Origin of the sequence: Micrococcus sp. Mcc28 (genome assembly GCF_024519775.1) — a bacterium.
Lineage (GTDB): Bacteria > Actinomycetota > Actinomycetes > Actinomycetales > Micrococcaceae > Micrococcus > Micrococcus luteus.
In genome coordinates this window covers 123,956-145,912 of the sequence record NZ_JALJRH010000002.1, presented here as the reverse complement: position 1 = coordinate 145,912, position 21,957 = coordinate 123,956, and the positions used below count along the sequence as shown (strand labels likewise).

Sequence of the window (21,957 nt, the reverse complement as noted above, 5' to 3'; positions counted from 1 at the left end):
GCCTCCCCGGGCCCCGACGGTCACGGGACCTGGAACATCCGGTCCGGCAGGTCCGTGATGAGCATGTGCCCGGGCGCGTGCGTGATGGCCAGCGGCGGGCGGGACTCCATGATCGCCGCCTGCGGCGTCACCCCGCACGCCCAGAACACGGGCAGGTGGCCCTGCGGGACCTCGACGGCGTCGCCGAAGTCCGGTGCCGACAGGTCCGTGATCCCGAGGCCGGCCGGGTCGCCCACGTGCACGGGCGCGCCGTGCACCGCGGGGTAGCGGGAGGTGATGCGCACGGCGTCGGCCACGCGGTCGGCGGGGAGGGGGCGCATCGAGACCACGAGCGGGCCCGAGAGGCGGCCCGCCGAGGCGCAGCGCCGCGTGGTGCGGTACATCGGCACGTTCACGCCGGCGTCCTGGTGGGCCATCCGGATGCCCTCGGCCACCAGGGCGGACTCGAAGGTGAACGAGCAGCCGATCACGAACGTCACGAGGTCGTCCCGCCACACGTCGAGCAGATCCGTGGGGCGGTCCGTCTCGACGCCGTCGCGGTACACCACGTACTGCGGCACGTCCGTGCGGACGTCGCCGTCCAGTGCGGGGCCGTTGACCTCGCCGGCCTCGAACACGCCGAGCAGCGGCAGGGCCTGGGGGTTGCGCTGGGCGAAGAGCAGGACGTCGTAGGCGTGGTCCTGCGGGATCGAGACGAGGTTCGCCTGCGCGTAGCCGTCGGCGATCCCCGAGGTCGGCCGCACGAGCCCCGCGCGGAAGCGCTCGCGGGCCTGCGCGGGGGTCGTGGCGCCGTCCAGCGGCGGCAGCGGCGTCGTCGTGGTCATCTCAGGCACCGGTGATCATCTCGACCATGGGGATGAACCCGCGCACCGCGATGAACACGGAGACGATCCACGCGAGCGCGCCGATCACGAGCAGCCACCCGGGGTAGCGGTAGCCGTGCAGCAGGTCGCGGCGGCGCCAGGCCACGTAGAGGAGGGCGGCGAAGCCGACCGGCAGGATCATGCCGTTGAACGCGCCGGCGAACACGAGCAGCGTCTGCGGGGCCTGGCGCAGCGCCAGGTAGAGGGCGGTGCAGACCACGATGAAGGCGACCGTCAGCAGGTTGCGGGTGCGGGCGCTGGTGGTGGAGCGGGTGACGAAGCTGATCGAGGTGTACGACGCACCGATCACGGAGGTGACGGCGGCGGCCCACAGGACGATGCCGAACATGCGCAGGCCGATGTCGCCGGCGGCGGCCTGGAAGGCGGAGGCGGCCAAGTTGTCCTTGGACAGCACCGCCCCCGAGGCGACGACGCCGAGGATCGCCAGGAACAGGAGGGCGCGCATCAGGCCGGTCACGAGGATCGAGGCCACGGAGCTGCGGGTGATGTCCTGGACGTCGTCCACGCCCTTCACTCCGGAGTCGATCATGCGGTGGGCGCCCGCGTAGGTGATGTAGCCGCCGATGGTGCCGCCCACGAGGGTGACGATCACGAAGAAGTCGACCTCCTCCGGCATCACGGACTGGCGCAGGGCCTCGCCCACGGGCGGGGCGGAGGTGATGGCCACGTACAGCATCAGCAGGATCATGACGGCGCCGAGCGCCACCACGATCCGGTCCAGGGCCACGCCGGCGCGCTTGGAGAGGAAGATCAACAGCGCGATGAGCGCGGAGACGCCGCCACCGATCAGGGGGTCGACGCCGAGCATGGCGTTCGCGCCGAGGCCGGTGCCGGCGATGTTGCCGATGTTGAAGACCATGCCGCCGAGGAACACGAGCGCGGCGAGGACCCAGCCGAGGCCGGGCAGGACGCGGTTCGCCAGCTCCTGGGCGCGCATGCCGGAGACGCCGATGACGCGCCACACGTTCATCTGGACGGCGACGTCGATGAGGATCGAGACCAGGATGGCGAACGCGAACGCGGCGCCCATCCGGACGGTGAACGTGGCGGTCTGCGTGATGAAGCCGGGGCCGATGGCCGAGGTGGCCATGAGGAACATGGCGCCGAGCAGTGCGGTGCGCCGGGTGGCGCTCGCGGCACGGGAGTCCGTCTTCGGTGCGGTGCCCGAGGGGGTCGAGCCGTCCGGCCCGGCGTAGGGGATGTCTGCGTGGGACACGGTGGTCACCTTCGTCGAGGGCGCCGGGCGAGGTGACGGGCGTCACGAGGCGCTGGGGGAGACGGTAGCTGTTGTTGAACAATCCTGGCAACAGCGAGACCGGGTGCCGTGGCGTCCCCGTCCGAAGGACCGCCTCACCTGCCTGGCGCGCCCCGCCCCGCGCCGCGAGCATGGAGACATGTCGCACACGTCTGAACAGTCCTCGCCCCTGACCGATCAGGTCCCGCCGGGCGGTCCCGACGAGCCGCACGCCGCCGGCGGCGTGCATGCCCGCCTCAACTGGCTCCGGGCGGGCGTGCTCGGCGCCAACGACGGCATCGTGTCCGTTGCGGCCACCGTCGTCGGTGTCGCCGGTGCGACGACGGCGCTCACCCCGATCCTGCTGGCCGGCGCCGCCGCCGTGGTCGGCGGCGCCTTCTCCATGGCGCTGGGCGAGTACGTGTCCGTCTCCTCGTCCTCCGACTCGCAGAAGTCGCTGATCGCCAAGGAGCGCCGTGAGCTCGAGGAGGATCCCGAGGGCGAGCTGGAGGAGCTCGTGCAGCTCTACGAGGCGGACGGCCTGAGCCGGGCCACGGCCGAGGCCGCCGCGCGGGAGCTCACCGAGAAGGACGCGCTCGCCGCGCATCTGCGCATGGAGCTGGGCATGGCGGAGGAGGACGTCGTCAGCCCGTGGGCCGCCGCCGGAGCGTCCTTCCTCGCGTTCCTCGTGGGCGCGCTGCTGCCCTTCCTGACGGTCGTCCTGGCGCCGGTGGGCCTCCGCGTCCCGTTCACGTTCGGCGTCACCCTCGTGGCCCTCGCCGTCACCGGCTGGGTCGGGGCCCGGCTCGGCGACGCGCCCGCGCTGCGGGCGGCCGTGCGCGTCGTCCTCGGCGGCGCCCTGGCGCTCGGCCTGACCTTCGCGGTGGGCTCGCTGCTGGGGGCGTCGGTCGCCTGATCCACGCCGGAGGGGTGGGCCTGCCCAGCGCCCGTGGCCGCGCCGAGCCGTGACGAGCGGAGCGGCCCTGGGGGCCGAGGACCGTGCGCATACCACAGGCGCCCCCGCCGAGTTGAAGCGACGCCCACGGTTCGCGTAAGGTGGGACGGCGCACGCCGCGTTGTTCTCGTCGTTCCATCGGTCAGGTGACCGGGCGGACGGCGGGTCGGAAAAGCAACGCGCTCCCGCAGACCGGATCCCGGGACGTCCTCAGGACGGACCGGGGCTCACCGTCCACACCAGCGATCCCATAAGGAACTTCGGTTGGCTCTCACCCAGCCTGGTCCCCCTTTTCGAGAAGTCGCAGTAAGAGTGCGGTGTCCACACCCGGGGCGGGGCTCACAACAGGTGTCCGCGGACAGGTCCGCGGCTCGCCGCCATGCGGGTTCCGCCCGTCCTTTTACTACTACTTGCCACGAGGAGTGATCATGGCAGCTCACTGCCAGGTAACCGGGGCTGGGCCGGGATTCGGCCACAGCATCTCCCACTCGCACCGTCGCACCAAGCGCCGGTTCGACCCCAACATCCAGAAGAAGACCTACTGGGTCCCCTCCCTGCGCCGCAACGTCACCCTGACGCTGTCCGCCAAGGGCATCAAGACCATCGACGTGCGCGGTATCGACGCCGTCGTGGCGGACCTGATCGCGAAGGGAGTGAAGCTCTGACATGGCCAAGGACAAGGACGTTCGTCCGATCATCAAGCTGAAGTCCACCGCCGGCACCGGGTTCACCTACGTGACCCGCAAGAACCGCCGGAACAACCCGGACCGCATCACCCTGAAGAAGTACGACCCGGTGGTCCGCAAGCACGTCGACTTCCGAGAGGAGCGCTGAGATGGCCAAGAAGTCCAAGATCGCCAAGAACGAGCAGCGCAAGGCCATCGTGGCCCGTTACGCCGAGAAGCGTCTCGAGCTGCGCAAGACCCTCGTGGACCCGAACGCGTCGGACGAGGCCCGCGAGGCCGCCCGCCTGGGCCTGCAGAAGCTGCCCCGCGACGCCTCCCCGGTCCGCGTGCGCAACCGCGACGCCATCGACGGTCGCCCCCGCGGCACCTTCCAGCGCTTCGGCATCTCCCGCGTGCGCTTCCGCGACATGGCGCACCGTGGCGAGCTGCCCGGCGTGACCAAGTCCTCCTGGTGACCTGAGGCCCGGTCTCCGGGCGCTCGGCACCACCGCGACGGCGGCGTCCCTCCTCAGGAGGGGCGCCGCCGTCGTCGTGCCTCGGGGATCAGGGCCGCCCGGGTCACGGGAAATCGCGGATTCTCGCGGTTCAGGGGCGATTCGCCCGCGGAGAGGTGGTACGTTCACAACTGGCAGCCCGGTCCGAACGGCCCGGGAACCGTAACCGACGTCCCATAGGGAGGACCCATGGCCATGAACCGCAAGGAACTCGTCGCCGCCGTCGCCGAGCGCTCCGGCAACACCCAGGCCGCCGTCAGCGATGTGCTGGACGCCCTCTTCGAGGTGTTCACCGCCCAGGTCAAGAAGGGCGAGAAGGTCTCGATCCCGGGCTGGCTGGCCGTGGAGCGCACCGAGCGCAAGGAGCGCACCGGCCGCAACCCGCGCACCGGCGAGGAGATCACCATCCCGGCCGGCCACTCCGTGAAGGTGACCGCCGGCTCCAAGCTCAAGGCCGCCGCCTCCGAGTGATCCCGGTCGCGGTGCGGGTCCCCGGACCCACGCCGCACGCCGCGGGACGGGCGTCGCACCCTCGGGTGGGGCGCCCGTCGTCGTCTGCGGGCGCGTAGGATGGGCGGACGATCGTCCGGCCGACGTGGGCCGGGGCCGTGCGGAGAGGAGTCGTGGCATGCGCAGCGCCGTCGCCGCCGCTCCGTGGGCCCCGTCCGGCCTCGAGGACGCCCCTCCGCGCGTCGTGCGTGGGCCGGCCCGTCTGGTCCGGGGCTGGGCCGGGGCCCTGGCGATGACCGCCCTGGCCGCGCTGTTCCACACCGCCGCCGAGCCCGGTCACGGGTTCCCCGAGGTCGGCGTGGTCGCCTTCGCGGCCGTCCTCGCCGCCCCGCTCTGCACCGCCCTGGCGGGCCGCGCCCTCTCGCTGTGGCGCACCGCCGCGGCCGTCGCGATCGCCCAGGGGCTGTTCCACGTGCTCTACGGGCTCGCCACCGGCGGCCACGCCGTGGCGCCTGCCGCCGGCGTCGACCCGGCCCACCTCGGCCACGCCCATCCCGGCGCCGGGGCCCTCCTGGCACCGGGGGAGGCCCTGTCCGGCGCCCCCACCGGCCACCTGACCGACCTGCGCATGCTCGCGGCCCACGTGATCGCCGCGGTCCTCACCGTGCTGGTGCTGCGGCGCGGCGAGGCCCTCGTGCTCACCATCGCCGAACGCGTGGTGGCCGCCGTCTGCCCGCCGCCGGCCGCGCACGGCCCCCTCCCGACGCCGGCCCGCGTCCGGGTCCCCGTCCCGCCGGCGCTCCGTCCGGCGACGTCCCTCGCCCTCCTCAGCTCTCCGGGGCGGCGCGGCCCGCCGTTCGCCCTCGCGGCCTGAGGACGCCGGCTCCGTCCGCGTCTCGAGGCCCGACCGCGCCCGACGACCCTTCGGAACGGTCCGCCCGCGACTCCCGTCCGGGACCGCGGCAGACCCGTGAGGACACCACCATGCATCACCAGACCACCCCTGTCCGCCGCGCCGCTCGCGCCGCCGCCGGACTCACCCTGCTGCCCGCCCTCGTCGTCGCCGGAGCCGCCCCCGCGGCCGCGCACGACGAGCTCATCCGCACCGCCCCCGCGGTCGGCGAGACGGCCACGACGGCGCCGTCGGAGGTCTCGCTGACCTTCAGCGGCGAGCTGATCGACGGCGAGGGCATCCAGAACCTCCTGCAGGTCCGCGACGCCGACGGCAACCAGTGGCAGTCCGCTGCCGGCACCGTGGACGGCCCCACCTTCTCCGCGCCGCTGTGCGAGGGGCTGCCCAACGGCGACTACGAGGTCGCCTACCGCGTCGTCTACTCGGACGGACACTCCGAGGAGCGCTCGTTCGACTTCGCGGTGGACGACCCGGCCGCGCCGGCCGCCGGCACCGCGCCCCAGGGCTGCGGCACCGCCGTCGCCGGGGCCTCGACCGCCGCCTCCCCGGAGGCCACGGCAGGCCAGGGCGACGCCGCCTCGGCCGAGGCGACCGCGCAGGCGGACGCCTCCGACGCCGCGCAGCCCGCGGACTCCGACGCGCTGCCCGCCTGGGTGTGGGTCGCCGGCATCGCCGGCCTGGCCGTGCTCGTGGTGGCCTTCCTCCTGATGGGCCGCCGCGCCCGCGCGCTCGGCCACCTCGACGACGGCCGCTGACCTCTGATCCCCGGCCGGCCCCCTGAGGGGACCGGCCCCGCCCTCGCGCGCCCGCACGCCCCGCGCGTCGTCGCGCGCCCGCCTGACAAGGAACCCCGCAGACATGACCACCACCTCCCCCCGCGCCCCTCGCCGCCTCGGCGCCGCCGCCGTGCTCGCCGTCGCCGCCCTCGGCCTGACGGCCTGCGCCGGAGACGACGCCGGCTCCGCCCCGAGCGCGTCGGACGCCTCGAGCGTCGCGCCGGCCACGGACGCCTCGCCGGCCGCGTCCACCGCGGACGGCCAGGCCGCCGGCCTCACGATCACCGACCCGTGGACGAAGGCCACCGAGGAGGGCATGACCGGCTCCTTCGGGATGCTCGAGAACTCCTCGGACCAGGACCTGCACATCGTCGGCGTCCGCTCGGAGCTGGGCGAGACGGTCGAGCTCCACGAGATGGTCTCCGGCGAGGACGGCCAGATGGTGATGCAGCAGAGCCCCGACGGCTTCACCGTGCCCGCGGGCGGGAGTTTCGAGCTCGCCCCGGGCGGCAACCACGTGATGTTCATGGGCCTGACCGACCCGATCGAGCCGGGTGAAGACGTGACCTACGACCTCGAGCTCGAGGACGGCTCCACCCTCGAGGTCACCTCCGTGGTCCGGCCCTTCACCGGCGCCAACGAGTCGTACCACGGCGGCGACTCCCACGAATCGGAGGGCCATGCCGACCACTGACCCCGCCGTCCGGCCGGACGACCACCACGGGCCGGACGGGCGCGAGGGCGCCCGTCCGGCCCCGGGGGGCCCCTCCCGCCGCGGCCTGCTCCTCGGGGCGGGTGCGGTGGGCGGCGGCCTGCTGGGCACGGCACTCGGCTACGGCGCCGGCCACGCGTCGGCCTCCACCGCCCCGGGCGCGTCCGCCGCGCCCGGGGCGGGGGCCTCGCCCTCCGAGGTCATGGGCGACACCGGCATCGAGGGCGACGTCGGCCGGGCCGGCTGGGCCGAGCCCGGCGGCCAGGCCGCCCGGGTGGCCGTCAGCTCGCCCGTGGGCACGGACACCGTGCCGTTCCACGGGCCGCGCCAGGCCGGCGTCGACACCCCCGCCCAGGCCCACGCCGTCTTCCTCGCCTTCGACCTGCACGAGGACACGGGCCGGGTGCGCATCGAGCGGATGCTGCGCCTGCTCACCGACGACGCTGCGCGCCTGACCCAGGGCCGCGCCACGATCGCCGACACCGAGCCGGAGCTCGCCGCCGCCCCCGCGCGGCTCACCGTGACGTTCGGCTTCGGCCCGGAGCTCGTCCGCCGCGTGGCCCCGGACCGGGCCCCGGCCTGGCTGCGCCCGCTGCCGGCGTTCGAGCAGATCGACCGCCTGGACCCCGCGTTCAGCGACGGCGACCTGCTGCTGCAGATCTGCGGCGACGACCGGATGTCCGTGGCCCACGCCCGGCGCATGCTCCTCAAGGCGGCCCGGCCGTTCGCCACCGAGCGCTGGGTGCAGGAGGGCTTCCGCTCCGCCCGCGGCGCCCACCCCACCGGCACCACGATGCGCAATCTCTTCGGGCAGGTGGACGGCACCGGCAACCCGGCGGCGGACACCCCGCATCTCGACCGCGTGGTGTGGGGCGTGGGCGCCGAGCAGGTGGGCGTCACCCCGTGGATCACGGACGGCACGTCCGTGGTGATCCGGCGCATCGAGATGCTCATGGACACGTGGGACGAGCTCGACCGCCCGGCCAAGGAGAAGGTCATCGGCCGTCGCCTCGGCACCGGCGCCCCCCTCACGGGGGAGCAGGAGCACGACGAGCCGGACTTCGACGCCGTCGGCCCCACGGGCTTCCCGGTCATCTCGGACATCGCGCACCTGCGGCGGGCCCGCGGGGAGGAGCCCGAGTACGGGATGCTGCGTCGCGGCTACAACTACGACGACCCGCGCGGGGCGCTGGAGGCGGGCTCCGGCCTGATCTTCGCCGCCTACCAGGCGGACGTGGACCGACAGTTCGTCCCCGTCCAGGCCCGGCTCGCGGAGTCGGACCACCTGAACCTGTGGACCGTGCCCGTCGGCTCGGCGGTCTTCGCGATCCCGCCCGGCTGCACCGAGGGCGGGTTCGTGGGCGACGCCCTGTTCGCCTGACCCAGGGGCCCGACGACGGCGGGGCCGCTCCCGTCGTCGCCGGGCGTCCGCACGCTTTGAGAGGATGGACCCCATGTCCGCCGCCACCGCCCCCGCCCGGGGCAGCCACCCCGCCGAGAACGACGACGCCGCCCGCCCCGGTCCGTCGGGGCCGGTCGGTGTGCCCCGGTGGATCTGGATGCTCGTGGCCGCCGCGGGAGCCGCCGGCCTCGCCGCCGCCGGCTGGCTGACCGGGGTCACCGCCGCGCGCCAGCTCTCCGACCCGGGGTGGATCACCCGCTGGGGCGTGCCCGTGGGGGAGCTCGTCTCCAACCTGGCGATGTCCCTGACCATCGCCGCGCTGATCTTCGCGGCCGGGGTCCTGCCGCCGCACGCAGCGGGCACGGAACGGTGGCACCGCTCCGCCCGGCAGCGGCGCGAGGATGCGGACGCCGCACCGCTGCCCGAGCACCCCGCGTTCACCCGCGTGATGCGGATCGCCGCCGTCAGCGCCGGCGTGTGGACAGTGGCCGCGCTGGCCGTCGGCGTGCTGTCCTACTCGGATCTCGCCGGCATCCCCGTCACGGCGGGGCAGGGCTTCACGGACGGCCTGGCGGCCTACGTGGTCGGCATCTCGGTGGGCCAGGCGTGGTTCTGGGTCACCGTGATCGCCGCCGTCGTGACCACGTTGGCGATCGCCGTCCGCTCCCACAACGGCCTGTTCTGGACCGGCATCCTGGCGATGCTCGCCCTCGTGCCCCTGGCCCTGATCGGGCACGCGGCGGGCGGTGACGACCACACCGGCGCCGTGAACTCGATCGGCCTGCACCTGCTCGGCGTCGTCGTGTGGGTGGGCGGACTGCTCGTGCTCGTCGCGATCTCGGACACCCTCGTGGGGCCCAACGGGGCGCAGGGGCGGGGCCGCAGCCTGCGCCGGCAGGGCCCGGCGCCCCTGCTGCACACGGTCCTGACCCGCTACTCCGTGCTCGCCGGGCTGGGCCTGGTCACGGTGGCGCTGTCCGGCGTGGTCAACGCGTCGATCCGCATGGACGATCCGGCCCAGCTGCTGAGCCCCTACGGCATCCTCGTGTCGGCCAAGTTCCTGGCGGCCCTGGGCCTCGGCCTGATCGGCCTGCTGCACCGCCGGTGGGTGATCCCCCGCCTCGACGCCGGCCCGGACCGTCCCAGCCCCGCCCCCGCGCGTCGCCTGCTGTGGCAGCTCATCGCCGTGGAGGCCGTGATCATGGGCGCCGTCATGGGCGTCTCCTCCGTGCTCTCCCGGACGGCCCCGCCCGTGCCGGAGGAGCTCGCGCCGGACGCCTCCCCGGCCCGCATCCTCACCGGCTACGAGCTGCCGCCGGCCCTCGAGGGCGCCCGGTGGATCACGATGTGGCGGTTCGACTGGCTGTGGGTCGCGATCATCGCGTTCCTGACCCTCTGGTACCTGCGCTCCGTGTGGCAGCTGCGCCGCCGCGGCGACCGCTGGCCCGTGCTGCGCACCGTCGCGTGGCTCGCGGGCCTGGCCGTGCTGCTGTGGGCGACCTCCGGGTCCCCGGCCGTGTACGGCCGCGTCCTGTTCAGCGCGCACATGGTGGGCCACATGACGCTGACGATGCTCAGTCCCGTCTTCCTCGTCCTGGGCGCACCCATCACCCTGGCGCTGCGGGCCCTGCCGTCCCGCACGGATGGGACGCGCGGCCCCCGCGAGTGGATCCTGTGGATCGTGCACTCCCCGTGGGGGCGGTTCATCACGAACCCGATCGTGGCGGGGGTCAACTTCGCCGGCTCGATCCTGGTGTTCTACTACACGGACTTCTTCCGGTTCTCGCTGGAGACCCACGTGGGCCACGAGTTCATGAACGTCCACTTCCTGCTGACCGGGTTCCTGTTCGCCCTGGTCATGATCGGCTCGGATCCGCTGCCGCGCCGGCCCCCGTACGCCCTGCGGCTCGTGCTCCTGATGGCCACGATGGTCTTCCACGCCTTCATCGGCGTCGCCATGACCACCTCCACCGGTCTGCTGCAGGCGTCCTGGTTCGGCAACATGGGCCGCGACTGGGGCCCCACCGCCCTCGAGGATCAGCGCATCGGCGGCGCGGTGATGTGGGGCATCGGCGAGTTCCCCACCGTGATGATGGCGGTGATGGTGGCCGTGCTCTGGTATCGCAGCGACCGCAAGAACGCGGTCCGGCTGGACCGGCAGGCCGACCGCGACGGCGACGCGGAGCTGCGCCGCTGGAACGAGATGTATGCCCGCATGCACGGCACCCCGGCCACCGACGCCCCGAGCGGCGCCGAGCCCGCGGCCCGTGACTCCTCCACCGGCCCCGAGGAGGCCCGTGATGTCCGCTGACCGTGTCCGTCCCCTCCGCCGCCCGGCCGCGCCCCGGCGTGGTCGGCTGCGCCTCGTGGCCGCCGTCGCCGCCGGCCTGCTGGCCCTGACGGGCTGCGGGGCCGGGGACAACGATCCGGCCGCCGCGTCCGTGCCCGCGGACGGGGTCCACGACGACGCCGGCACCGCGGTGCACACGGAGTCGGCGGCCCCGGAGGGGCTCGGCCTGGGCGACCGTCAGGACGAGCGCATGGCGGAGGCCGCGGCCGAGCGTGCGGCCACGTTCGGCTTCGTCCGGCAGCGGGCCGCCACGGCGGAGGAGATCGACGCGGCCCGCGAGGACTCCCGGGACCGGCGTGCGGACGCGGACCGGACCACCGTGCAGCCGGCGCAGTGCAAGGCGCCACTGACCGCCCTGGACTTCTCTCCGATCGCCCTCGACGGGGCCGAGGCCACGCGCGTGGACGTCGGCGCCGACACCTTCACGGGCACGGGCACCGTGGAGGTCGCCCGGCTCACGGGCCAGGGCCGCCAGGACGTCGAGCGGCACATCCAGACCGTCAACGCCCTGCGCGCCGACTGCCGCGAGATGACCATGACCGTGCAGGAGGGGGACGCGACCGTCGACTACCGCCTCGAGGTCTCCGACGCGCCGCTGTCCGACGGCACGCCGGCGCAGTCCGCCCTCGTGTGGGAGCGGACCGTGGCCTCGGAGTCCGAGCCCCAGCTCACGGCCCAGGTGCTCACCGCCGTCACCTCCGACGCCGTGGTGATGGTCTCCTTCGTGGGCCGGCCCGAGGCCGGGCGCAAGGAGTTCACCCTCATCGCGGAGGAGATGCTGGCCGCCGCCCTGGCCGCCGACTGAGCCGGACCCGCCCGGCGGCGTCGTCTTTCCCCCTGTGACGCCGCGGCGTCCGCTCACGGCTGACGCGTCCGGGACGTGCGCCATGATGGTGGGCATGACCGCACCGCAGACCCCGAACCCCGCCCCGTCCGCTGACGCCCCCGCCGCCGTGCCGCGCGCGGCCACCCGGGTGCGCGCGTCCGAGCTGGTGGGCCGCGGCTGGCTGAACACCGGCGGTGAGCAGGTGACCCTCGAGGACCTGCGCGGCAAGGTCGTCCTCCTCGACTTCTGGACGTTCTGCTGCATCAACTGCCTGCACGTCCTGGACGAGCTGCGCCCGCTCGAGGAGGAGTTCGCGGATGTGCTCGTCACGGTGGGCGTGCACTCGCCCAAGTTCGAGCACGAGGCGGACCCGGACGCGCTCGCGGCCGCCGTCGAGCGCTACGCCATCGAGCACCCCGTGCTGGACGACCCCGAGCTGACCACGTGGCAGGCGTACTCGGCGCGCGCCTGGCCCACCCTCGTGGTGGTGGACCCGGAGGGCTACATCGCCGCGCACCTGTCCGGCGAGGGGCACGTGGCCGGGCTCTACGGGCTCGTGCGCGAGCTCGTGGCCGAGCACGAGGCCAAGGGCACGCTGCACCGCGGCTCCGGCCCCTACGTCCCGCCCGCGCCCGTGGCCCGGGACCTGTCGTTCCCCGGCAAGGCCGTGTCCCTCGGCGGCCGCGGCTCCCGCCCGGGCTCGTTCCTCGTCTCGGACACCGGCCACCACCGCCTCCTGGAGGTCGCCGAGGACCTGACCACGGTGCTCCGCGCGTTCGGCGGCGGGGACCCCGCCACGGCGGACGCGGGCCAGGCCGAGCTCGCATTCCCCACGCCCGGGGAGAAGGGCCACGCGGACGGCGGGCCGGACGAGGCGCTGTTCAACGAGCCCCAGGGCCTGGCGCTGCTGCCCGAGGACGTCGCGGAGCGCGTCGGCTACGACGTGGTCGTGGCGGACTCCGTCAACCACCGGCTGCGGGGCCTGCGCCTGTCGGACGGGCACGTCAGCACCCTCGCCGGCAACGGCGTGCAGAAGCTCATCGACTCCGAGCGCGCCAAGGAGGCCGCCGCCGTCGACGACGAGGGGGACATCGCCGTCGACCTCGCGGACCTGCCCGGGGAGCCGACCGCGATCTCGCTGTCCTCCCCGTGGGACGTCGTGTGGCACCCCGCCCTGGGGCGTGTGGTGATCGCGATGGCCGGCACGCACCAGCTCTTCGACTTCGACCCCGTCACGGGCGCGCTCGCGGTGCACGCGGGCACGGCGCTCGAGGGCCTGCTGGACGGCGACGCCGGACGGGCCTGGTTCGCGCAGCCCTCGGGGCTGTCCGTGGGCGCGGACGGCGCGCTGTGGGTCGCGGACTCGGAGACCTCCGCGGTGCGCTGGGTGCGGACCGGGGAGGACGGGCGCCGCGAGGTCGGGACCGCCGTCGGGGCGGGCCTGTTCGACTTCGGCCACGTGGACGGGGAGGCGGACCGCGCGCGCCTGCAGCACCCGCTGGGCGTCACGGCCCTGCCGGACGGCTCCGTGCTGATCGCGGACACGTACAACGGCGCGATCCGCCGGTACGCCCCGGCCGGCGAGGACGCTGCGGGCCGGGCGGTCCCGGCCACGGTGACCACGGTGGCGCGGGGGCTGCTCGAGCCCTCGGACGTGCTCGTGGAGCACGACGCGGACGGGAACGACACCGCGATCGTGGTGGTCGAGTCCAACGCCCACCGGCTCACGCGGCTGGCGGTGCCGGAGGAGTTCCTCACCGTGGACGAGGGCGCGCGGCAGACGCAGCGTCCCCGCACCCCGGTGGTGGCCGGCGACCTGGACCTGACGATCGGCTTCGCCGCGCCCACGGGGCAGAAGCTGGACGACCGCTGGGGCGACCCCACGCAGCTGAAGATCTCCTCCTCCCCGGAGGAGCTGCTGCTCGAGGGCGCGGGCACGTCCACGGGGCTGCACCGGACGCTGCGGCTGAACCCCGAGGTCGAGGAGGGCGTCCTGCACATCACCGCCCGGGCCGCCGCATGCGACGGGGAGAAGGGGCAGCCGATCCCCGACCACGCCGCCTGCCACCTGTACCAGCAGGACTGGGGCATCCCGGTCACGGTGCACACCCCGGACCGGGCCCCGGAGGGCGCCGAGACCCGCCTGGACCTGGACCTGCGCGGGATACACTGAGCGCGTCGTCCGCCCCCGACCCCGAAGGCTGCGCCCCACCATGACCACGCTCATCGTCACCTCGTCCGCCCACGGATCCACGCGAGAGATCGCCGAGCGTGTCGCGGAGGTGCTGCGCACGTCGCAGGCCGTCCCGACCGTGGTGGAGGACGTCGAGGGCGCCGCCGCCTGGCTGGCCACGGCGGACGCGGTGATCGTCGCGGCTCCGGTCTACACGGGCTCGTTCGCCGCCGACGCCCGGGCGTTCCTTGACACCCGTCGGGCCGAGTTGACGGACCTGCCGCTCGTGATCCTGGCCTCGGGCGGCGCGCCCGAGCTGGCCCGGCCGGTGCGGGAGAAGCTCGAGTCCTACGGTCCGCGCGAGGTGGCGTACTTCCGCGGGGCGCTCGTCGAGGAGCGCCTGGGCCGGCTGGAGAAGCTCAAGCTCAAGCTCTCCCGCAACGAGCACTACGGCGACTTCCGCGACTGGGACGCCATCGAGGCCTGGGCCAAGACCCTCCCCGGCGCCGGCGTGCGCTGACCTCACCCGCCGCTGTCGTCGACGAGACGGTGGAGGCGGAGGAGCCTCCGCAGACGCTTTCGTTGACGAAACGGCGCCGGAGGCGCTCGTGCCCGCGGCGGAGGCGAGCGGTTAGCCTGGCCGCATGTCCCCTTCCGCCCGTCGCCCCGCCGCGTCCTCCCGCCCCGCCCGGCCCCGCCCGACGACGGCGCCCCTCGCCCTGCCCGACCGGCCCGGGTGGGTGCGGCTCGCCGCGGGCGCGGTGGTCCCGGGCGTCATCGCCGCCGCCGCGGCGCTCGCGGCCCTGCAGGTGTTCGTCCTCAACCCGTTGGCCGCCGCGCCCGGCGACCGCGGCCTCGGGAGGATCTACGCGGACCTGAGCGCGGCGGGCCAGCTCGGCGTCCCCTTCGTCCTGTCGGCCGTGATCCTGGCGGCCGGGCTCGGTGTGGCCGCCGTCCTGTGGTTCCTCACGTGGCGTCGCGAGGAGGTCGACCCGCTGGCGGTCCTCGCCCTGGGCCTCGCCTCGCTCGTCGCCGCGTCTCCGGCCTACTTCATGGCCTCGTTCGGGCCGGGCATGGCGCTCGCGGACACCTACGGCGTCGGCGGGGGCGACCACAGCCCGTGGGCCTGGCCGATCTACGTGGTCAGCGTGCTGGCGTTGGCGGGGCTGGTCGCCGTCGTCGTGCTCCTGCTGCGCGGTCCGGTGGGCGGACTCGGCGCCCCGCGGCGCCGGGCCTAGGCTGGCGGGACCGACCTGACCACGACCCCACCAGGAGGACGCACATGACCATCCGCGCCGGCATCGTCGGATACGGGAACCTCGGACGCAGTGTGGAGAAGCTCGTGAAGCTCCAGCCGGACATGGAGCTGGTGGGCATCTTCTCGCGCCGCACCGGCCTGGACACGGACACGCCCGTGCTCCCGGCGGAGCGGGCCGCCGAGCACGCCGGGGAGATCGACGTGCTGTTCCTCTGCCTCGGCAGCGCCACGGACATCCCCGAGCAGGCGGCCGGCTACGCGCGGCACTTCACCACCGTGGACACCTACGACAACCACCAGCTCATCCCGCGGCACCGCGCCGAGATGGACGCCGCGGCCCGGGAGGGCGGGCACGTGGCGATGATCTCCACCGGCTGGGACCCGGGCCTGTTCTCGGTGAACCGGGTGCTGGGCGCGGCGCTGTTCCCTCAGCCGCAGCAGAACACGTTCTGGGGCAAGGGCCTCTCGCAGGGCCATTCCGACGCCGTCCGTCGGGTCCCCGGCGTCCGGCGCGGCGTGCAGTACACGATCCCCAGCGAGGAGGCGATCGCCGAGGCCCGCGCCGGACGGGGCGCCGAGATCACCGGCGCCTCCGCGCACGTGCGTGAGTGCTACGTGGTGGCCGACGAGGCCGACCACGCGGCCATCACCGAGGCCATCACCACGATGCCGGACTACTTCGCCCCGTACGAGACCACCGTGCACTTCATCTCCGAGGAGGAGTTCGAGCGCGACCACCAGGGCATGCCGCACGGCGGCCACGTCGTCACCTCGGGCGACCTCGGCGGCTCGCGCAGCGCGGTCGAGTTCGTGCTGGAGCTGGAGTCCAACCCCGACTTCACCGCCGCCGCGCAGGTCGCCTACGGCCGTGCCGCCGCGCGGCTGAAGGCCCAGGGGGAGACGGGGGCGCGCACCGTGCTCGAGGTCGCCCCGTACCTGCTCTCGCCCACGGGGCTGGACGAGCTGATCCGCCGGGACGTCTGAGCCGCGGCGAGGCGTCCGGCGCGTGACACCGGGCCGGGCGCCGCCGTCGTCGGCCTCAGGCCAGCAGCAGGGCGACGGCGATCATCGCCGGGATCGCGACGATCGTGGTGACCAGGATCGTGTCCTTCGAGACGCGCAGCCCCGCGTCGTAGCGCACGGCGGTGACGAACACGTTCTGTGCGGTCGGCAGGGAGGCCAGGACGACGGCGACGAACACGTGCCGCGCATCCAGGCCGAACACGAACTGCGCGAGCAGCCAGGCCAGCAGCGGATGCACCACCAGCTTCACCGCCGAGGCGAGCAGCACGTCCGCGCGTCGCCCGCCGGCCCGCTCGAGCGGCCGCGAGCCGACCAGCGACATGCCGAACGCCAGGAGCATCGCCGGGATGGACAGCCCGCCGATGAGCTCCACGGACTCCATGAGGGGGCCCGGCAACGACCAGCCGGTGAGGGAGAAGACCAGGCCGGCCACCGAGCCCAGGATCAGGGGGTTGGTGACCGTGTGGCGGACCTGGTCGGCCACGGCGCGCCCGGGGGAGCGGCGCACCGCCCGGCGCCGGCCCGCCGTCGTGCGTCGCCGGGCCTCGCGCGCGGTGGCGGCGTCCATCGCGGCCACGTAGAGCGGCGTGTAGATCGCCAGCTGGAAGATGAGCGCCGGGGCGGCCAGGGCGGCGTCGCCGAGGACGTAGGCCGCGATGGGGATGCCGAGGTTCGCCGAGTTCACGAGCGAGGCGCTGAGCGCGGACATGATCCGCTCCGAGGCCGACCTGCCCTTCAGCAGCGGGACCGTCACCGCGAGGTACAGTGCGGCCGCGGTGAACGCGGACAGCGTGGCCACCCACAGCTGGGGGCCCAGCACGGCGCCCACGTCCGCGCGGGAGAGCGTGACGAACAGCAGCGCCGGGTTGCCGATGAAGAACGCCGCGCGGGAGAGCACGGTGCGGCCGTGCTCACCGAGCACCCCCGTGCGCCCCACCAGGACGCCCACGAGGATGATCACCCACACGACCGCGAAGCCGGAGAGCACCTGGGTCACGGACGGGCCTCCACAGGTCGGGGTGGGGCGGTCCGCGGCGGGGTCAGGGGCATGGCGCGATCCTACGTCGCGGGCGTCGGCTAGCCTGGATCACGACGGCGGCGCCCACCGCCGAGCGCGCCACGCGGCCCGGCCCCGCGCGGCAGGGCCCGGCGGCCCGGCGCGAAGGGGAGCGGATCCTCGGGCCCACCCGCACGCGACGGACGTCGTCCCCGACCCGCGGCGCGGCATGGCCGGGAGCGCGCCGGCGAGGATGCACCATGACCCGTCAGTCCGACCTCAAGACCCTGATCCGCGCCCGCATGGCCGTCACCGGTGAGCGGTACACCGCCGCGGCGGCGGCCCTCGCCGACGAGTGGCAGTCCGCCGAGCGCTACCACGCGACCGTGCTCACCCGCTTCTTCGACGGGGACCGGCTGCGCTCCATCCCTGCGCGTCGCAAGCCGCGGGTGGCCGTCCTTCTCGAGCTGCTGCGTCGCTTCAGAGCGGGCCGCGCCTACGCGGAGGCCGAGGTCAACGACCTGCTGCGCCCCGCCCACGAGGACGTGGCCACGCTGCGTCGCGAACTCGTGGACTACGGGTTCCTCGCCCGCGCCGACGGCGTCTACCGACTGGCGGACGCCGGGCCCGACCTCGACCCGCGCTTCGCCGCGGACCTGCCGGTCGACCTGGAACGCCGGCTGCGCGAGATCCGCGCGGGCCGTTGAGGGGAGCGGGACCCCACGCGGCGACCTGGAACGCCAGCGGTCGCCATGACGCCGGAATGTGGCCGCATTCCGACGTCTTGCGTTCCCGGTGCGGCCGTGGCGGGGCGACGTGGACCGACACGGCCCCGGGTCCCTCGCGTGAGGGGCCCGGGGCCGTCGTCGTGGTGTGGAGCGGGCGACGGGAATCGAACCCGCGTATCTTGCTTGGGAAGCAAGCGCTCTACCATTGAGCTACGCCCGCGCAACCGCTCTGCTTCCGCCTGCGGCGCGGGCACCACCATACACCAGCCCGGCCGGTGCACCGGCCCCGCGTCGTCCTCGCGCCCCACGGCCCCGTACGTCAGTGCACCGGGTCCGCCACGGCGACCTCGCGCGCCTGCACCCGCCGCGTCGCCGCCCGGGCGCGCGAACGACCGAACGCGTCCGCGTACCGCGTGAGCACCGGCCCGGCGATCACGATGGAGAACTTCCCGCGGATGGTCAGGGCCGCACCCGCGCGCCAGCGGCCGGCCACGCCGTTTCCCGAACGAAAGCGCACCAGGGGCCGCCGTTTCCCGAACGAAAGCGCGCCGGGGGCCGCTGGTAGAGTCCGAACCGCGCCCGGCCGCGGCCGGACGCGTCCGGCAGCCCCTGTCCCGGAAGGACGTCCCATGCGCGACACCACGGCCGACGCGGCCCAGGTCCCCGCCCGCCCCGACGACGCGGCGGTGTACCGCTACCTCGCGTTCGGGGAGGCGGACCGCCCCTTCCTCGTCGGCGGTCCCCGGCCCGCACCGCCCGCCCCCGCCGCGACGCCGTCCCCGGTCGCCGACCTCGAGCCGGTCCGCGCCGCGATCCGCGCCCACGGCGGCCCCCTGGCCTCGACCGCGCACGTGTGCGGCCGCCCCGCCCCGACGCCTTCGGCCGCCGGCGCGTCCCGTGGCCTGCGCGGTGCCGCGCGCACCCTGACCGCGACCCGCCGCGACGTCGCCGCCCGCCTGGCCGACTCCCGCGAGCGCGCCGACGTGCCCGTCGAGGCGCTGCTGAACTCGGCCTTCGTCGACGCCCACGCGGACGAGCGCCCCGCCGATCGCGGCGTGCCGCGCGGGCGGCTCGCCGGTCTCGTGGACGCCGTCCTCCCGCCGGCCCGTCCCGCGGACGACGACGCCGCGGCCGGCCTGCTGCTCGCCCTGCGCGAGCCGGTCCGCGAGGTGTTCGCCTCCGACTCGTTCGCCGCCCGCCCGTACGCCGATGCGCCCACCGTCCGCGCGCTGTTCGAGGACTTCCTCGCCCACCCGCGCCGGCACGACCCCGAGCGCTTCTGGCGTCTGCTGAACCTCGAGCTGTGGCTGCGCGACGCCGTGGACCCCGACGCCGCCCCGGCCAGCCCCGCCGCCGCGGTCGACGAGGCCGCGGGCGCCCCGGCGCCGGCCAAGCCGGACCACGAGCCGAACCCGGGCAAGGAGCTCGACCTGGTCTCCGCCGAGGACGGCCGCCGCTACCGCCGCTTCCCTGTGCAGACCGGCCTGGTGGACCGGGACACGGACCTGCAGGCCTACCTGCGCGGCGAGATTGAGGACTTCTTCCGCGACCTGCCCGCGGAGGCGATGCCGCAGGACGCCCCGTGGCACTTCTCCGTGTCCGAGAAGATCGTGGCCATCACCCAGGGTCGCTCCTACTACACGTGGGAGGTCCGTCCCTCCGTGGCCGCCCGCGTCCTCTCCCGCCTGGTCACCCGCACGCCCGCGGGCATCGGCCTGGGCGATCCCACCACCATGCAGCTGGCCATCCAGGAGGCCGGCCTGCCGCGCATCGTGCTCTCCGCGGCCGCCGGCGCCGCCGGCAAGGTCGCCGGCAAGCGCGGTGTGTTCTACAACGTGGTGGGCGGCAACGTCCGCGCGATCGACGGGCCCACCACCTACTCCACGTTCCCGGCCAACGTCTCGGCCAAGCTGCCCCCGGCCGAGCCGGACCGGGTGGCCGCCGAGGTCTCGGCGATGATCCGGGCGGCGGACATCCCGGCCTGGGCGAAGGCCTCCTTCGCCGGCACCGTCGTGATGGACGCCAACGACATCGGCCGCAACGCCCTCGGCAAGGACACCGCCGCGTCGGCCGCCGTCCTCGAGGCCGCCTTCGCGGACAACCCGCTGGGCCAGGGCCGTGAGCGCACCCCGCTGGCCGTCGTCGTGCGGATGGACTGAGCCGTGCTGCTCTCCGACCGCGACATCCGCGCCGAGCTCGCCTCCGGCCGCGTGGGCCTGGACCCCCTCGACCCGGCGATGGTCCAGCCCGCGTCCGTGGACGTGCGCCTGGACCGGTTCTTCCGGCTCTTCGACAACCACCGGTACGCGCACATCGACCCGCGTCAGGAGCAGGACGAGCTGACCCGGCTGGTGGAGGTGGACCCGGACGAGGCGTTCATCCTGCACCCGGGGGAGTTCGTGCTCGGCTCCACCTATGAGCAGGTCACGCTGCCGGACGACCTCGCCGCCCGCCTCGAGGGCAAGTCCTCGCTGGGGCGGCTGGGCCTGCTGACGCACTCGACCGCCGGGTTCATCGACCCCGGGTTCTCCGGGCACGTCACGCTCGAGCTGTCCAACGTGGCCACGCTGCCCATCACGCTGTGGCCGGGGATGAAGATCGGTCAGCTGTGCTTCTTCCGGCTCTCCTCGGCGGCCCAGTCGCCGTACGGCACCGGGGCCAACCAGAACCGGTACCAGGGTCAGCGCGGGCCCACGGCCTCGCGGGCGCACCGCGACTTCCACCTCACCCGCATCGAGCGATGACCGACGTCGCGCTCCCGCCGGTCGCCTCCGCCGCCCCGCGTCGCCAGGTGGCCGCGTGGGCGCTGTGGGACTGGGGCTCGGCCGCGTTCAACGCGGTCATGGTCACCTTCGTGTTCGGCACCTACCTGGCCTCGGACGCGTTCGGGCCGGACGAGCGGGGCACGGCGTGGCTCTCGACGGCGATGGCGGTGGCCGGCGTCGTCATCGCGGTCACCGCGCCCGTGCTGGGGCGGCGGGCGGACGGCGCGGGCCGGCGCCGCCTCTGGCTGGGGGTGATGACGGCGGCGGTGATCGCGTGCACCGCGGCGTGCTTCTTCGTCACGCCCCGGGAGTCCTCCCTGCTGCTGGGCGTCACCCTGATCGCCCTGGGCACCGTGTTCTTCGAGTTCGCGGAGGTGCAGGTCAACGCGATCCTCGTGCAGATCTCGACGCCGGCCACGATCGGCCGGATCTCGGGGATCGGCTGGGGAGCGGGCTACCTCGGCGGGATCCTGCTGCTGCTGATCGTGTTCGTGGGCTTCGTCTCGGGGGACGCGCACTGGTTCGGGATCACGGAGGACGAGGGGCTGAACATCCGGGTGGTCGCGCTGGTGGCCGCGGCGTGGTTCCTCGTGTTCGCGATCCCCGTGCTGGTGGCCGTGCCGGACCCGGCCCCCGCCCCGGCGGCGGACGGCGGGCCGCGCCGTGAGTCGGTGCTGGGCTCCTACCGCGAGCTCGGGGCCACGCTGGCCCGGATGTGGCGCGAGGACCGGAACACGCTGTGGTTCCTCGTGGCCTCGGCGGTGTTCCGCGACGGCGTGGGCGCGGTGTTCGTCTACGGCGCCATCCTGGGCACCACGGTCTACGGGCTGGCGGCCTCGGACGTGGTCCTGTTCGCGATCGCGGCCAACGTGGTGGCCGCCCTGGGCGCCTTCGTGGGCGGGCGGCTCGACGACGCAGTCGGCCCGCGCCGGGTGATCCTCGGTTCGCTGGCCGCCATGGTCCTCGTGGCCGGGGCGCTGTTCTTCGCCTCGGGCACCCTCGCGTTCTGGGTCGGCGGGCTGGCGCTGTGCCTGTTCGTGGGCCCGGTGCAGTCGGCCTCGCGCGCGTTCCTGGGCCGGCTCACCACGCCGCGGACGGCGGGCGAGGTGTTCGGGCTGTATGCCACCACGGGCCGCGCGGTCGGGTTCATCACGCCCGCGCTCGTGACGCTCGCGCTCGCCCTGCACCCGGACAACCGGGTGGTCATCCCCGTGATCGCCGTCGTGCTCGTGGCCGGTGGGCTGCTGTTCGCCCGGGTCACGGAGCCGATCACGCGGAGCGCGGAATCGATTCGCTGACCCCGGGCGGGGCGCATCCCTCCGCTAGTCTGG

The 21,957-nt window shown here is 74.5% G+C and carries 23 protein-coding genes, 1 tRNA gene and 1 pseudogene; 20 read left to right on the top strand and 5 right to left on the bottom strand.

The annotated features are described in order from the left end of the window. Positions 1-20 precede the first annotated feature (20 nt). Together NR073_RS01660 and NR073_RS01655 are read right to left on the bottom strand one after the other, a co-directional pair. Positions 21-833 carry a putative hydro-lyase gene (locus NR073_RS01660; RefSeq protein WP_036339768.1) on the bottom strand — a complete coding sequence of 271 codons (813 nt, stop codon included), beginning with the start codon at positions 831-833 and terminating at the stop codon, positions 21-23. After that, entirely contained in the window at positions 826-2,109 is a 1,284-nt protein-coding gene (locus tag NR073_RS01655) for an NRAMP family divalent metal transporter (RefSeq protein WP_036339771.1), read from the bottom strand. The genes NR073_RS01660 and NR073_RS01655 overlap by 8 nt, the downstream gene beginning before the upstream one ends. Before the next feature lie 169 nt (positions 2,110-2,278). Between NR073_RS01655 and NR073_RS01650 the strand changes: the two genes are divergently transcribed. From NR073_RS01650 to NR073_RS01580, 15 genes are all read left to right on the top strand, one after another. Next, positions 2,279-3,034, top strand: a complete 756-nt coding sequence (locus NR073_RS01650) for a VIT1/CCC1 transporter family protein (protein ID WP_060973850.1) — start codon at positions 2,279-2,281, stop codon at positions 3,032-3,034. A 467-nt stretch (positions 3,035-3,501) separates the two neighbouring features. Further along, on the top strand, positions 3,502-3,738 hold the full coding sequence (rpmB, locus tag NR073_RS01645; protein ID WP_002858335.1) for a 50S ribosomal protein L28: 237 nt from the start codon (positions 3,502-3,504) through the stop codon (positions 3,736-3,738). 1 nt (position 3,739) lies between these two features. Further along, a complete protein-coding gene (rpmG, locus tag NR073_RS01640) occupies positions 3,740-3,907 on the top strand; it encodes a 50S ribosomal protein L33 (protein WP_002858336.1) in 168 nt (55 codons plus the stop codon). 1 nt (position 3,908) lies between these two features. Continuing rightward, on the top strand, positions 3,909-4,214 hold the full coding sequence (rpsN, locus tag NR073_RS01635) for a 30S ribosomal protein S14 (RefSeq protein ID WP_002858338.1): 306 nt from the start codon (positions 3,909-3,911) through the stop codon (positions 4,212-4,214). Positions 4,215-4,442: 228 nt separating this feature from the next. Continuing rightward, complete coding sequence (locus tag NR073_RS01630; protein WP_002858339.1) at positions 4,443-4,724, top strand: HU family DNA-binding protein; 282 nt, start codon at positions 4,443-4,445, stop codon at positions 4,722-4,724. 157 nt (positions 4,725-4,881) lie between these two features. Beyond that, positions 4,882-5,577, top strand: a complete 696-nt coding sequence (locus tag NR073_RS01625; protein ID WP_060973851.1) for a hypothetical protein — start codon at positions 4,882-4,884, stop codon at positions 5,575-5,577. 110 nt (positions 5,578-5,687) lie between these two features. Then, complete coding sequence (locus NR073_RS01620) at positions 5,688-6,371, top strand: copper resistance CopC family protein (RefSeq protein WP_060973852.1); 684 nt, start codon at positions 5,688-5,690, stop codon at positions 6,369-6,371. A 103-nt stretch (positions 6,372-6,474) separates the two neighbouring features. Continuing rightward, a complete protein-coding gene (locus tag NR073_RS01615; protein ID WP_135019720.1) occupies positions 6,475-7,086 on the top strand; it encodes a copper chaperone PCu(A)C in 612 nt (203 codons plus the stop codon). Next, entirely contained in the window at positions 7,073-8,485 is a 1,413-nt protein-coding gene (locus NR073_RS01610) for a Dyp-type peroxidase (RefSeq protein ID WP_060974370.1), read from the top strand. Before NR073_RS01615 ends, NR073_RS01610 begins: the two co-directional genes overlap by 14 nt. Positions 8,486-8,558: 73 nt before the next feature. Then, complete coding sequence (locus NR073_RS01605) at positions 8,559-10,817, top strand: cytochrome c oxidase assembly protein (protein ID WP_163721018.1); 2,259 nt, start codon at positions 8,559-8,561, stop codon at positions 10,815-10,817. Continuing rightward, positions 10,807-11,661 (top strand): hypothetical protein, encoded by an 855-nt coding sequence (locus NR073_RS01600; protein WP_228070732.1) that lies wholly within the window; start codon positions 10,807-10,809, stop codon positions 11,659-11,661. The genes NR073_RS01605 and NR073_RS01600 overlap by 11 nt, the downstream gene beginning before the upstream one ends. A gap of 94 nt (positions 11,662-11,755) precedes the next feature. Then, the gene (locus NR073_RS01595; RefSeq protein ID WP_119217973.1) at positions 11,756-13,855 is read left to right on the top strand and encodes an NHL domain-containing thioredoxin family protein; all 2,100 of its coding nucleotides are present in this window, start codon (positions 11,756-11,758) and stop codon (positions 13,853-13,855) included. A gap of 40 nt (positions 13,856-13,895) precedes the next feature. Further along, a complete protein-coding gene (locus NR073_RS01590; protein ID WP_152743748.1) occupies positions 13,896-14,375 on the top strand; it encodes a flavodoxin domain-containing protein in 480 nt (159 codons plus the stop codon). A gap of 124 nt (positions 14,376-14,499) precedes the next feature. Next, a complete protein-coding gene (locus tag NR073_RS01585) occupies positions 14,500-15,093 on the top strand; it encodes a hypothetical protein (protein WP_069941970.1) in 594 nt (197 codons plus the stop codon). Between the two features lie 44 nt (positions 15,094-15,137). Further along, positions 15,138-16,097: a diaminopimelate dehydrogenase gene (locus NR073_RS01580; protein WP_036385002.1), complete on the top strand. Its 960-nt coding sequence runs from the start codon at positions 15,138-15,140 to the stop codon at positions 16,095-16,097. 55 nt (positions 16,098-16,152) lie between these two features. Here the strand turns inward: NR073_RS01580 and NR073_RS01575 are convergent, their stop codons facing one another. Next, entirely contained in the window at positions 16,153-17,133 is a 981-nt protein-coding gene (locus NR073_RS01575) for an AEC family transporter (protein WP_060973616.1), read from the bottom strand. Positions 17,134-17,393: 260 nt separating this feature from the next. Here NR073_RS01575 and NR073_RS01570 point away from each other — a divergent pair, with 260 nt between their 5' ends. Further along, positions 17,394-17,840, top strand: coding sequence for a DUF2087 domain-containing protein (locus tag NR073_RS01570; protein WP_036385001.1), 447 nt, complete (start codon positions 17,394-17,396; stop codon positions 17,838-17,840). A 167-nt stretch (positions 17,841-18,007) separates the two neighbouring features. Here the strand turns inward: NR073_RS01570 and NR073_RS01565 are convergent. Beyond that, positions 18,008-18,081, bottom strand: a tRNA-Gly gene (locus tag NR073_RS01565). Between the two features lie 99 nt (positions 18,082-18,180). Continuing rightward, a complete protein-coding gene (locus NR073_RS01560; RefSeq protein ID WP_228070739.1) occupies positions 18,181-18,354 on the bottom strand; it encodes a hypothetical protein in 174 nt (57 codons plus the stop codon). Positions 18,355-18,490: 136 nt separating this feature from the next. On the opposite strand from NR073_RS01560, the gene NR073_RS01555 reads away from it, so the two are divergent. The 4 genes and pseudogenes from NR073_RS01555 (at position 18,491) to NR073_RS01540 (ending at position 21,924) form a co-directional block, all read left to right on the top strand. Beyond that, complete coding sequence (locus NR073_RS01555; RefSeq protein WP_256748555.1) at positions 18,491-20,020, top strand: hypothetical protein; 1,530 nt, start codon at positions 18,491-18,493, stop codon at positions 20,018-20,020. 3 nt (positions 20,021-20,023) lie between these two features. Next, positions 20,024-20,605 (top strand): dCTP deaminase, encoded by a 582-nt coding sequence (dcd, locus tag NR073_RS01550; RefSeq protein ID WP_036341271.1) that lies wholly within the window; start codon positions 20,024-20,026, stop codon positions 20,603-20,605. Then, a pseudogene (locus NR073_RS11305) lies at positions 20,524-21,039 on the top strand (MFS transporter); the annotation flags it as partial. The gene dcd and the pseudogene NR073_RS11305, both read left to right, overlap by 82 nt. Then, on the top strand, positions 21,022-21,924 hold the full coding sequence (locus NR073_RS01540) for an MFS transporter (RefSeq protein WP_256748561.1): 903 nt from the start codon (positions 21,022-21,024) through the stop codon (positions 21,922-21,924). The pseudogene NR073_RS11305 and the gene NR073_RS01540, both read left to right, overlap by 18 nt. Positions 21,925-21,957 lie beyond the last annotated feature (33 nt).

Bases quoted from the DNA above. Each gene is read 5' to 3' on its own strand.
- NR073_RS01570 (WP_036385001.1), top strand. From the start codon at position 17,394: ATGACCCGTCAGTCCGACCTCAAGACCCTGATCCGCGCCCGCATGGCC.
- NR073_RS01610 (WP_060974370.1), top strand. From the start codon at position 7,073: ATGCCGACCACTGACCCCGCCGTCCGGCCGGACGACCACCACGGGCCG.
- NR073_RS01600 (WP_228070732.1), top strand. From the start codon at position 10,807: ATGTCCGCTGACCGTGTCCGTCCCCTCCGCCGCCCGGCCGCGCCCCGG.
- rpmG (WP_002858336.1), top strand. From the start codon at position 3,740: ATGGCCAAGGACAAGGACGTTCGTCCGATCATCAAGCTGAAGTCCACC.
- NR073_RS01580 (WP_036385002.1), top strand. From the start codon at position 15,138: ATGACCATCCGCGCCGGCATCGTCGGATACGGGAACCTCGGACGCAGT.
- NR073_RS01650 (WP_060973850.1), top strand. From the start codon at position 2,279: ATGTCGCACACGTCTGAACAGTCCTCGCCCCTGACCGATCAGGTCCCG.
- NR073_RS01585 (WP_069941970.1), top strand. From the start codon at position 14,500: ATGTCCCCTTCCGCCCGTCGCCCCGCCGCGTCCTCCCGCCCCGCCCGG.
- rpsN (WP_002858338.1), top strand. From the start codon at position 3,909: ATGGCCAAGAAGTCCAAGATCGCCAAGAACGAGCAGCGCAAGGCCATC.
- NR073_RS01620 (WP_060973852.1), top strand. From the start codon at position 5,688: ATGCATCACCAGACCACCCCTGTCCGCCGCGCCGCTCGCGCCGCCGCC.
- rpmB (WP_002858335.1), top strand. From the start codon at position 3,502: ATGGCAGCTCACTGCCAGGTAACCGGGGCTGGGCCGGGATTCGGCCAC.
- NR073_RS01605 (WP_163721018.1), top strand. From the start codon at position 8,559: ATGTCCGCCGCCACCGCCCCCGCCCGGGGCAGCCACCCCGCCGAGAAC.
- NR073_RS01630 (WP_002858339.1), top strand. From the start codon at position 4,443: ATGGCCATGAACCGCAAGGAACTCGTCGCCGCCGTCGCCGAGCGCTCC.
- NR073_RS01625 (WP_060973851.1), top strand. From the start codon at position 4,882: ATGCGCAGCGCCGTCGCCGCCGCTCCGTGGGCCCCGTCCGGCCTCGAG.
- NR073_RS01555 (WP_256748555.1), top strand. From the start codon at position 18,491: ATGCGCGACACCACGGCCGACGCGGCCCAGGTCCCCGCCCGCCCCGAC.
- NR073_RS01615 (WP_135019720.1), top strand. From the start codon at position 6,475: ATGACCACCACCTCCCCCCGCGCCCCTCGCCGCCTCGGCGCCGCCGCC.
- NR073_RS01590 (WP_152743748.1), top strand. From the start codon at position 13,896: ATGACCACGCTCATCGTCACCTCGTCCGCCCACGGATCCACGCGAGAG.
- NR073_RS01595 (WP_119217973.1), top strand. From the start codon at position 11,756: ATGACCGCACCGCAGACCCCGAACCCCGCCCCGTCCGCTGACGCCCCC.